The following is a 10,781-nucleotide window of genomic DNA, read 5'->3' on the forward strand; positions in this document are numbered from 1 at the left end:
CTCAGGGGGCACGAGTGAAACAGTCCCAGGGGATTGAAGCCGATCAGAGCCGCCGCAGCCGCGCCGATCGCCGCGGCCGCGACGGGGGCAACGAGCAGATCGCGTCGCCGCATGCTCCCGCTCAATCCCCCCCGACGGCCTCGACGAAGGCCCGGTGGATCTCGGACCCGGGCGCGAGCTCCGGGTGAAACGTCGATCCCCAGACGCGTCCCTGTCGCACGAGCGTCGGCTCGCCATCCAGATCTCCGAGGACCTCCACCCCCGGCCCTACTCTCTCGATCCGCGGAGCGCGGATGAACACCATCTCGGCTCTGCGCGGACTCCCGCCATTCATTCGCAACATCCCCATGCCGGCGAAGCTGTCGACCTGCCGGCCATAGGCATTCCTGCGAACCGTCAGATCGAGTAGGCCGAGGCTCCTCTGCGGCGGCCCGACAACCTCGTTCGCGAGGAGAATCAGCCCCGCGCAGGTTCCGAAGAGGAACCCTCCGCGCCGGTGGAAACCGGAGATCGCATCATCGAATCGGTATTCCGACAGGAGCTTCAGGAGCGTCGTGCTCTCCCCCCCGGGCAGGATCAGGCCGCGCAGGGTCGATATCTGCTCCGTGCGCCTGACCTCGACCGGATCCGCGCCGGCTTCCACGAGGGCGCGCATGTGGGCCGCGAAGTCGCCCTGCAGCGCCAGCACTCCGATCGGGACCTTCAGAGACATCCCGTCACGCCCGCTTCCCGCTCCCGCGCGCTCCGCTGCGACTCGCCTTCACGCCGACTACCATCCGCGCGTCTGTAGCAACTCGCTCTCGGCCATCTTGGCGACGTCCAGGCCGGGCATCGCGTCCCCCAGCTCCTCGCTCACCTCCGCGAGGACCTTGGGGTCGCCGTAGTGGGTCACCGCCCTCACGATCGCCGCGGCTCTGGCGGGGGGATCGGCGCTCTTGAAGATCCCTGAGCCGACGAAGACCGACTCGGCCCCCAGCTGCATCATGAGCGAGGCGTCAGCGGGAGTGGCGATGCCCCCGGCGGAGAAGTTCGGAACAGGGAGCTTCCCGGCCCGGGCCACGAGGCGGAGGAGCTCGAAGGGAGCGCCCAGCTCCTTGGCCTTCGACATCAGCTCCTCCTCCCGGAGGATCGAGAGCTCCCGGATGCCCCGCGTGATCGCCCGCATGTGACGAACCGCTTCGACGACATCGCCCGTTCCGGCCTCCCCCTTCGTTCGGATGAGGGCGGCTCCCTCCCCGATCCTGCGAAGCGCCTCGCCGAGGTCCCGGCAGCCGCAGACGAAGGGAACCTTGAAAGCGAACTTGTCGACGTGGTGCGCCTCGTCGGCCGGCGTGAGGACCTCGCTCTCGTCGACGAAGTCGACACCGAGCGCCTCGAGAATCTGCGCCTCGGCGAAGTGGCCGATCCTGCACTTGGCCATCACCGGGATCGAGACCGTGGCCATGATCTCCTTGATCTTCCTCGGGCTCGCCATCCGCGCGACGCCGCCCTCCCGGCGGATGTCGGCGGGAACGCGCTCGAGCGCCATGACCGCGACGGCGCCGGCCTCCTCGGCGATCTTCGCCTGCTCGGCGTTCGTGACGTCCATGATGACCCCGCCCTTCAGCATCTCGGCGAGGCCCGTCTTGAGCCTCAGCGTCCCAGTCTCCATCTTCGCGATTCTCCCTCCCCTGCCGGGGAAATGCCCACCGTCCTTCTTCAGCCTCTCATGGCGCGTCGCGCCGAGCGTCGGTCGATCATGAATCCCTCTCCCTCCGGCGGCGGTCACAGCGTCGGAGCGGCCGCGCCGTTACGCTCGCGCGCCGCCGTCATGCCCACCCGATCCCTCACCGCGCCCGCCAGTCTCTTCACTCCCTCGCGGAGTCGGGGTTCATCCTCGCGGACAAAGCAGAGGCGAACTCCATCCCGTCCCCCGTCGCCCGCGCAGAAGACCGGCCCGGGGTTGACGGCGACGCCGCGCCTGAGAGCCTCCTCCGCGACCCCCTCCGCGTCGACCCCGTCGGGCAGGCGCAGCCAGAGGGTCATGCCGCCCGCCGGACGGGTCCAGGAGCACCCATCCGGCATCTCCGTCTCCAGAGCCTGCAGGACGGCGCCCAGGCGGGACCGGTTGCGCTCCCTGATCATCTCCAGATGACGATCCAGGGCTCCTCGGCGGCAGAACTCGGCAAGCGCCATCTGCGTCAAGAGCCCGCTTGACAGGTCGGCGCACACCTTCATTTCGCTGAGCGGACCGACAAGCGACTCCGGCGCGACAAGCCAGCCGACCCGCAGGCCCGGGAACAGGATCTTGCTGAACGTCCCGAGCAGCGTCACCCCGGGAGGGAAGCCTTCCGCGAGGAGCGGCGGCGGCGCCTTCCCCTCGTAGTCCAGCTCCGCGTCGAAGTGATCCTCCACGATCGGCAGCCCTTTCTCCTCCGCGAGCGAGAGAAGCAGGCCCCTCCGCTCGGGCGACATGGTGATCCCTGTTGGATTCTGGAAGACAGGCATCGTGTAGAGCATTCCGGCATCGGTCGCTTCGAGCGCCTGCCGCAACAAGTCGATTCGGAGCCCTTCCCCATCGAGGGGCACTCCATGGATCGGCATTCGCAGGGAACGCGCGGTGCGGAGCGCCAGATGGTAGGTCGGCTCCTCGAGAAGGAGCGTCCTTCCCTTCGGCACGAGCAGCCGCAGAATCAACTCGAGACCCTGCTGCGACCCGTTGACCAGGATGACGCGCGAGGGATCGACAGCGACCCCCTGGCGCGCGAGGCGTTCGGCGATGACATCCCGCAGGGGACGGTATCCATCGGGCGGGCCATAGTCGAGACAAGAGGGCCCCTCCCGCCTGAAGACCTCGTCCAGCGCCTCGCGGAACTCGGGCACCGGAAAGGCCGCCGGGTCGGCGGTCATCGAAGTGAAGCGGATCGTCCCTTCGGGCTGGATCGCCGCCGCCCGGGCGATTTCCGGCTTGGGAAGGGCAACCAGGCGCGGGGACCAGAAGGCTCGCTCTTGAGCGGTTCGACCGCGCTCGAGAGTCGCGCCCCTCGCCATCACGAATGTCCCCGACCCGACGCCGCTGCGCACCCATCCATCGCGCCTCAGGAGATGGTAGCTCTCGACCACGGTGGCGCGGTTCACGCGGAGCCTTTCGGCGACAACCCTTGTGGCGGGAAGCCGGGTCCCCGGAGGCAGGAGCCCCGAGCGCATCCTCTGTCGCAAGGCGTCGGCAAGCTGCGCGTAGAGAGGCCGGTCTCCACTCCGGTTGATATGGATCCCATCCAATATTGGATTGGATGAGCGCTTCGCTCTCTTCATCGCCGTTATTGTCGCCATAGTCGAGGATCAGTTCAAGCCATTTTTCTCAAGTGGCGTATTATGGACCGGTCCATTCGTGCGAGCTCGTCGTCCGGGTTGCCCTCTCGCAGCGCACCTCATACGTTCCCTTGGATGGACAGCGCGCCCGAGTTCCTCGATGTCTCCGAAGCCGAGCATCGGCTCCGGCTCGATCGCTTCCTTCGCAAGCGACGATCCGACCTCGGCCCCCGCGCCATCGATCGTCTGCTCCACACGGGAGCGGTGAGAGTCCGCGGACAGGCCCGAGGGCGCGGGTACTTCGTGAAACATGGCGACCGCGTGGAGATCGTCGAGCCGCCCGCCTCGCCCGCGCTCCCGCAGGAGCCGATCGAGATCTTCCGCTCGCCCCACCTCTGCGCGGCCTCGAAGCCGCCCGGGATGCCGACGAATCCCACCGGAGCTCCCGGACAGAGCCTCCTCTCCTGGATGACCGGCAAGCTCAAGCAAGCACCGGGCATCGTGCACCGCATCGATCGAGACACTTCCGGGCTCGTTCTCTTCTCCCTATCGCCGTCGGGCCATCGCCTGCTCGAGGGCGCTTTCAGGAAGCGGACTCTGATGAAGGAGTACATCTCCCTGGTGTCGGGCAGGCCCAAGCCGGCGCAGGGATCGATCGACATCCCGCTCCGGCGCAGCCCTTCATCCGGGCGCGTCCGGCCCGACCCCGCGGGAAGCGCGGCGCGAACCGATTATGAGACGATCCACCGATTCACCGGCTGCGCCCTGCTCAGAATCCTCCCGAGGACCGGGATCACGCATCAGATCCGGGCCCATCTGGCGGCGATCGGCCATCCCATCTCCGGAGATCCCCTCTACGGCGATCCCCGGCGCGCGGCGGGATCCCCGCGACTCTGGCTCCACGCGCTCGCGATAGCATTCCCAGAGGACTTGGCGCGAGAACTCGAGGCGCCGCCGCGCATCGAGGCCCCTCCTTGGGCGGACCTCGCGGACCATCTCTTGTCGCTGGGGTTCGACTACTTCGCCAGCAGGACGTAGCGAAGCAGGAACAGGACTCCGAGCACGTAGGCGAGGGGTTTCACCTCTCGTCCCCGCCCCGCCAAGAGCATCACGATCGGGTAGCTGATGAACCCGAAGGCGAGCCCTTCGGCGATCGAGTAGGTCAGGGGAATCCCCACGGCGATCAGGAAGGCCGGGATCGCCGGCGCGGGGTCATCCCAGGGGATGTGGGCGAACCCCCGCGCCATCAAGCACCCGACGAGAATCAGGGCCGGAGCGGTGACCGGATAGAGTAGGGCTCCCTTCGCGATCTCGTATCCCCCTCCGATCATCTCCACCAGAGGACCGAGGAAGATCGCGAAGAAGAAGAGCCCGGCGGTCACGACGTTCGCGAGACCCGTGCGGCCCCCCGCCTGCACGCCGGCCGCGCTCTCGACATATTCGGTCACGTCCGACGTTCCGAGAGCGGCCCCCACCATGCTCGCCGCCGCGTCGGTGCAGAGCGCCCGGGTCGCCTTGGGCAGCTTCCCCTCCTTCAGGAACCCCCCCTGCTGCCCGACGCCGATCAGCGTCCCGATCGCGTCGAAGGCGCCCATGAAAAGGAAGATCAGGACGACGGGCCACAGGGCCGGATCGAGGAGCGATCCCAGGTCCATCTGCAGAAACGTGGGGCGCAGGGACGGAGGCGGGCCGACGATACCTTCGTACTGGACGACGCCGCGAATCAGTCCGAAGACCGCCGTCGCGACCATCCCGATCAGGATCGCGCCGGGCAGCCTCCTTGCCGCGAGCACGGCGGTGACGAGCAGTCCGGAAAGGGCGGTCTGCACGGCCGGCCCCCGCAAGTCCCCCAGCGCGACGGGGACCACGGGTCCGATCGGATGTCGCACGACGATGCCGCCGTTCACCAGTCCCATGAGGACGATGAAGAGGCCGATGCCGGCCGCGATCCCGTGCTTGAGCGGATCAGGGACCCCGTCGAGGATCATCTCCCTCACGCGGAGGATGCTCAGGATGAGGAAAATGAATCCCGCCAGGAACACAGCCCCGAGCCCCTGCTGCCAGGTGATCCCCATGCCGAGGACAGCCGTCACGAGGAAGAAGTTCTCCCCCATCCCGGGGGCCAGGGCGATCGGGTAGTTCGCCAGAAACGCCATCATCAGGGTGCCGAAGGCGGCGACGAGGCAGGTCGCGACCATCACCGATCCGAAGTCCATGCCCGCCATGGAGAGGATGGCCGGATTGAGGAAGATGATGTAGGCCATCGTGAGGAAGGTCGTCAGTCCAGCGAACGCCTCCCGTCTCACGGTCGATCCGCTGGCCCGGACATGGAAGATCGACTCGATCATGGCTTCGCCCTCCCGGCCGGGCAGTCTAGCACTGCCAGAGGGATGAGCAAGGGGAGGTAACGGGGGCGGGGATGGGAACCCGCGGCTTCGTTCCTGGGGAGGCGGCCGGCCCGAGGCCTCCTAACCCGGGAGGGGCTTCACCGAGCACCCGGATCTCTGGAGGCGCTCGATGTCGGGCCGCGCGAGCGCGTACTCCGCGTGGAGTCTCCCGTCTTCGTACCTCTCGCGGATCACGCGGCCTCGCCGCAGGATCCCCCGGACATCGCCGATCCGCTCGACCGGGAGGTTCAGGCTGACCACGACCCGCGTCGAGGCCAGCTCCCGCGCGAGGCGATCGCGAAGACGGGCGACGTCGCCCTGTGAGTGCGCGCACACGATCTCGGCGTCCGGATGTCTCAGCCTGAGGGCCTGCGACATCTCCTCTTCGCCGAGCCGATCGATCTTGTTCAATACGATCAGCCGCGCGACGTCGCGCTCGAGGATCTCCGAAAGGACCTCCTCCACCGCGCGTATCTGCTCCTCGTGCCGGGGATGGCTTGCGTCGACGACGTGGATGATGAGATCCGCCTCCCGAACCTCCAGAAGGGTCGCCCGGAAGGATGCGATCAGGTGGTGCGGCAGCTTCCGTATGAAGCCGACCGTGTCGGAGAGAAGCATCTTCTGCTCCTCAGGCAGGCCCAGCTGCCGGGTCGTCGTATCGAGCGTCGCGAAGAGCTTGTCCTCCGCCAGGACGCCGGCCTGCGTGAGCGCGTTGAACAGCGTCGACTTCCCCGCGTTGGTGTATCCGACGAGCGCCCCACGGAAGAAGTCCCCTCTCCCCTTGCGCTGCGTCTCCCGTTCGCGGTCGATCCGCTCCAGCTTCTCCTTCAGAATCGAGATCTTCTTGCGCACCCGCCGCCGGTCGACTTCGAGCTGCGTCTCGCCCGGCCCCCGAGTGCCGATCCCGCCGACCTGGCGCTCGAGATGCGTCCACATCCTCGTCAGGCGGGGCAGCAAGTACTCGAGCTGCGCCAGCTCCACCTGGAGCATCGCCTCGCGAGTCCTCGCGCGTCGCGCGAAGATGTCGAGGATCAGCTCGCTTCGGTCGACGACCCGGACTTGCAGATCCCGCTCGAGGTTCCGCACCTGGGCCGGGCTCAGCTCCTCATCGAAGATGACAAGCTCCGCCTTGTGTTGGGCGATCAGCTCGGCCAGGGTCCCCCGCTTCCCCTTGCTGAGATAGGTCGATGGCTCGATCGTGCTGCGTCGCTGGATCAGGCGGTCGACGACTCGGGCGCCGGCCGTGTCGGTCAGGAGGGCAAGCTCGTCGAGAGACTCTTGCGGCGATCCGGGACTGTCGACGCCCACCAGGATCGCCTTCTCGACTCGCGATGCGGTGCTGAGCGGAGGTCTGGCTATCTCCTCATCCTCCCTAGGGCTCCCGAGCGATCCGAGGCTCCGGAGAGAGAGCCCATCGCGAGTCTACTGTCTCTCTCCGACCATCTCCATGACCTTCTTCTCGACCATGGTTCCCGTCAGCATGACGAATGTGACGGCAGCAATCAGTCGATTTCGCGAGTCCTTCACTCGATCCTCCTCCTCAATTGGCGGAACGCGGGCGGGAGAGATCCTCTCCCCGCCCGCGACCGTCGGATCAGGCAACCTGATGACTAGTACATTCCGCCGTAGTCACCGCCTCCGCCGGGCGGCATCGGCGCCTTCTCCTTCTCGGGAATCTCCGTCACGAGGGCCTCGGTCGTGAGCATCAGCCCGGCGATCGAGGCGGCGTTCTGGAGAGCGGTGCGGGTGACCTTGGTGGGGTCGATGATCCCGCGCTCGAACATGTCGACATACTCGTCCTTGTCGACATCGTAGCCCGAGCTCTTCTTCCCCTTCTTCACCTCCATGACCACCACGGAGCCCTCGACCCCCGCGTTGTTCGCCAGGGTCCGGAGGGGCTCCTCGAGGGCCCTGCGGACGATCCCCACCCCGACCAGCTCGTCGCCGGTCAGCTCGAGCTTCTCCAGGGCGGTGAGGCAGCGGATGAGGGCGACCCCGCCTCCGGGGACGATTCCCTCCTCCACCGCCGCGCGGGTGGCGTGAAGGGCGTCCTCGACGCGGGCCTTCTTCTCCTTCATCTCGGTCTCAGTAGCCGCGCCGACATTGACGACGGCAACGCCGCCGGCGAGCTTCGCGAGCCTCTCCTGCAGCTTCTCCTTGTCGTAGTCGGACGTGGCCTCCTCGATCTGCTTGCGGATCAGCTCGGTCCGCGCCTTGATGTCGGCCGGACGCCCCGCGCCTTCGATCATCGTGGTGTTCTCCTTGTTCACCACGACTCTCTTAACGAGGCCGAGATCCTGCATCGTCACATTCTCGAGCTTGCGCCCGAGATCCTCGCTGATCACCATTCCCTTGGTCAGGATCCCGATGTCCTCGAGCATCGCCTTGCGGCGATCGCCGAAGCCGGGTGCCTTCACACCGCAAACCTGAAGGGTGCCGCGCAGCTTGTTCACGACGAGCGTGGCCAGCGCCTCGCCCTCGATGTCCTCCGCGATGATGAGCAGGGGCTTCCCGGCCTGGGAGATCTTCTCGAGGATCGGGAGGATGTCCTTCAGGCTGGAGATCTTCTTCTCGTGAATCAGGATGTGGCAGTTCTCGAGAACGACCTCCATGTTCTCCTTGTCGGTGACGAAGTAGGGCGACAGATAGCCGTTGTCGAACTGCATGCCCTCGACGATCTCGAGGGTGGTCTCCATGCTCTTCGCCTCTTCGACGGTGATCGTCCCGTCCTTGCCGACCTTGTCCATCGCGTCGGCGATGATGTTGCCGATCTCGGTGTCGCCGTTGGCGGAGATGGTCGCCACCTGCATGATCTGAGCGCGATCCTTGACTTCCTTGCTCAGCCGCTTCAGCTCCTCGACGATCGCCTCCACCGACTTCTCGATCCCGCGCTTGATGTACATCGGATTCGATCCCGCGGTCACGTTCCTCAGCCCCTCGCGGAAGATCGCCTCGGCGAGGATGGTCGCGGTCGTCGTCCCGTCGCCGGCGACGTCGCTGGTCTTGCTGGCGACCTCGCGCAGCATCTGGGCGCCCATGTTCTGGTAGGGATCCTCGAGCGAGATCTCCTTGGCAACGGTCACCCCGTCCTTGGTGATCGTGGGACTACCCCACTTCTTATCGAGGACGACATTCCGCCCGCGAGGCCCAAGCGTCACCTTGACGGCCCTCGAGAGCATCTCTATCCCCTCCATGATCTTCTGGCGGGCTTCCTCTTTGAAAACTAACTGCTTTGCTGGCATCGATCAGAGCCTCCCTTAGGCAAGTGGCTTCATGCAGGGCGCGCGATGGCGCGCTCTCACTTCTGGATGATCCCCAGGACGTCGTCCTCGCGCAGGATCAGGTAATCCTCACCGTCGATCTTGACCTCGGTACCGGCGTACTTGCTCATCAGGATCCGGTCGCCGGCCTTCAATTCCATCTTCTGGAGCTTGCCATCATCGAGCACACGGCCCGGGCCGGTCGCGATGACATCCCCCTGCATGGGCTTCTCCTTCGCAGTGTCGGGGATGATGATGCCCCCGCGGGTCTCCTCGGCTTCCTCGATCCTCTTGACCAGGATGCGATCACCGAGGGGTCGAATCTTCACCGCCATGAAAACCTCCTTCGCTCACAGGGTCATCCCCTGTGGAATGGACCCAACCCAATGTCCTATCAGATTGGACAAGTATGGAGGGAGCGGACCCGAGCCAGGCTGGCTGGTCCGTCCATCTCCGGCCGGTGAGGAGAGTAACCAGACTCGTGCCGTCGCGGATCGTCGATATAACTAGAATGACATCAATCGGTTAGGAGTGAAGTTCGACGAGCGAAGAGAACCACGTCCCAAGCTGAGACAGACTCAGGCTCCCACTCAACACCCCCGGAGCGATCTCAACCCCCGTAGGCGCAAGCCATTGCGCGATACAACCCTTGCCACGCCGGCTCCTCTGCAATTTCACTTTGTAACGGCATGCCATAATGGCATCTAGCGAATCGTCCTTTGAAACAGTCCAGGCGGCCAAATCCCTCTATTTGCAAACATTGCAAGAGATTGAGAGGTGTCATAATGGCATGCCATGGCTCTGGATGTTTCAAGATGAGTGGCGCCACTTGGTCTTGTAGCTCGCCAGGCGCCTCTGGAGAGTACGCAGGCTGATCCCGAGCGCCTCGGCCGTGCGCTCACGGTTTCCGCCGATGCGCGCGAGCGTTTGCTCGATGACCTGCCGCTCGATCTCCTCCAGGCTGCTCCCCGCTGGAAGCCGCAGTTCCTCGGATCCCGGAGCGATCCCCTCTCGAATCTCCTGAGGCAGATCGACGAGATCGAGAGAACGCTCGCCGCCGGCCAGGAGGATCATCCCCCGGATCACGCTCTTCAGCTCGCCCACATTGCCGGGCCATGGGTAGCGGACCATCCGATCCAGGGCGGCCGGCGTGATGCGGGCGGGTTGCCTGCCCATCTCCCTTGTCGCCTCGGTGAGGAAGTGGTCCACGAGCAGAGGAATGTCGCGGCGGCGATTCCTCAACGGCGGAAGCTCGATCGTCGCAGCGCGGAGGAAGTCGTGCAGGTCGGAACGAAACCTCCCGTCTCGCGCCCTCTCGCGGAGATCGGCGGCGGCGATGGCCAGCAGTCTGATATCAGCCCGGCGCGTCCTCCGACCTCCGCACCGCTCGAACTCCCCGTCCTTCAGGAGGCGCAGCAGCCGCCCCTGAACACCCGAGGGAAGCTCCTCGATGCCATCGAGCAGCAGGCTTCCCCGGCGGGAGAGCTCGATCCTGCCGGGACGGCTGGGCTCGCCCCGGTCCACCTCCTGCCCGAACAGCTCGCGCTCCAGGATGCCGGCCTCTGTTCCGCCGCAGTCAAAACGGATCAGGGGACCCGGGCGCCTCGGGCTGTTGTGGTGGATGGCGGAGGCGACGAGGCCTCGCCCCGTGCCGGGCTCCCCCGTGATGAGCACCGGCAGATCCGATCCGCACGCCTGGAGGATACGGCCATAGACGCGCGCGATCGGAGCCGAGTTGCCGATCAGATTGCCGAACCCGTACCGCCGGTCGAGACGCCGGGCCATCTCGTGCATCTCGCTCATGAGCCGCTGGGTCGCGATCCCTCTGCGGACGACAGCGAGG

The 10,781-nt window shown here is 66.1% G+C and carries 9 protein-coding genes; 1 reads left to right on the top strand and 8 read right to left on the bottom strand.

Features of this window, described 5'->3' with window-relative positions; genetic code table 11:
- Positions 1-121 precede the first annotated feature (121 nt).
- The 3 genes from pdxT to FJY88_08705 all read right to left on the bottom strand — a co-directional run bounded on the left by pdxT (position 122) and on the right by FJY88_08705 (position 3,312).
- Positions 122-706 (bottom strand): pyridoxal 5'-phosphate synthase glutaminase subunit PdxT, encoded by a 585-nt coding sequence (pdxT, locus tag FJY88_08695; GenBank protein ID MBM3287410.1) that lies wholly within the window; start codon positions 704-706, stop codon positions 122-124.
- A gap of 63 nt (positions 707-769) precedes the next feature.
- Positions 770-1,651, bottom strand: coding sequence for a pyridoxal 5'-phosphate synthase lyase subunit PdxS (gene pdxS, locus FJY88_08700; GenBank protein ID MBM3287411.1), 882 nt, complete (start codon positions 1,649-1,651; stop codon positions 770-772).
- Between the two features lie 113 nt (positions 1,652-1,764).
- Complete coding sequence (locus FJY88_08705; protein MBM3287412.1) at positions 1,765-3,312, bottom strand: PLP-dependent aminotransferase family protein; 1,548 nt, start codon at positions 3,310-3,312, stop codon at positions 1,765-1,767.
- A gap of 42 nt (positions 3,313-3,354) precedes the next feature.
- On the opposite strand from FJY88_08705, the gene FJY88_08710 reads away from it, so the two are divergent.
- Positions 3,355-4,329, top strand: coding sequence for an RluA family pseudouridine synthase (locus FJY88_08710; GenBank protein MBM3287413.1), 975 nt, complete (start codon positions 3,355-3,357; stop codon positions 4,327-4,329).
- Here FJY88_08710 and FJY88_08715 read toward each other — a convergent pair.
- The 5 genes from FJY88_08715 to FJY88_08735 all read right to left on the bottom strand — a co-directional run.
- Complete coding sequence (locus FJY88_08715; protein MBM3287414.1) at positions 4,308-5,639, bottom strand: NCS2 family permease; 1,332 nt, start codon at positions 5,637-5,639, stop codon at positions 4,308-4,310. The two genes, FJY88_08710 and FJY88_08715, sit on opposite strands and share 22 nt — an antisense overlap.
- Before the next feature lie 120 nt (positions 5,640-5,759).
- Positions 5,760-7,037, bottom strand: a complete 1,278-nt coding sequence (hflX, locus tag FJY88_08720) for a GTPase HflX (GenBank protein MBM3287415.1) — start codon at positions 7,035-7,037, stop codon at positions 5,760-5,762.
- A 251-nt stretch (positions 7,038-7,288) separates the two neighbouring features.
- The gene (gene groL / locus FJY88_08725; protein ID MBM3287416.1) at positions 7,289-8,920 is read right to left on the bottom strand and encodes a chaperonin GroEL; all 1,632 of its coding nucleotides are present in this window, start codon (positions 8,918-8,920) and stop codon (positions 7,289-7,291) included.
- 56 nt (positions 8,921-8,976) lie between these two features.
- On the bottom strand, positions 8,977-9,267 hold the full coding sequence (locus FJY88_08730) for a co-chaperone GroES (GenBank protein MBM3287417.1): 291 nt from the start codon (positions 9,265-9,267) through the stop codon (positions 8,977-8,979).
- Between the two features lie 481 nt (positions 9,268-9,748).
- A partial coding sequence (locus FJY88_08735; protein MBM3287418.1) for a sigma-54-dependent Fis family transcriptional regulator occupies positions 9,749-10,781 on the bottom strand: 1,033 nt, incomplete at its 5' end.

It is taken from the genome of Candidatus Eisenbacteria bacterium, from assembly GCA_016867495.1.
Lineage (GTDB): Bacteria > Eisenbacteria > RBG-16-71-46 > CAIMUX01 > VGJL01 > VGJL01.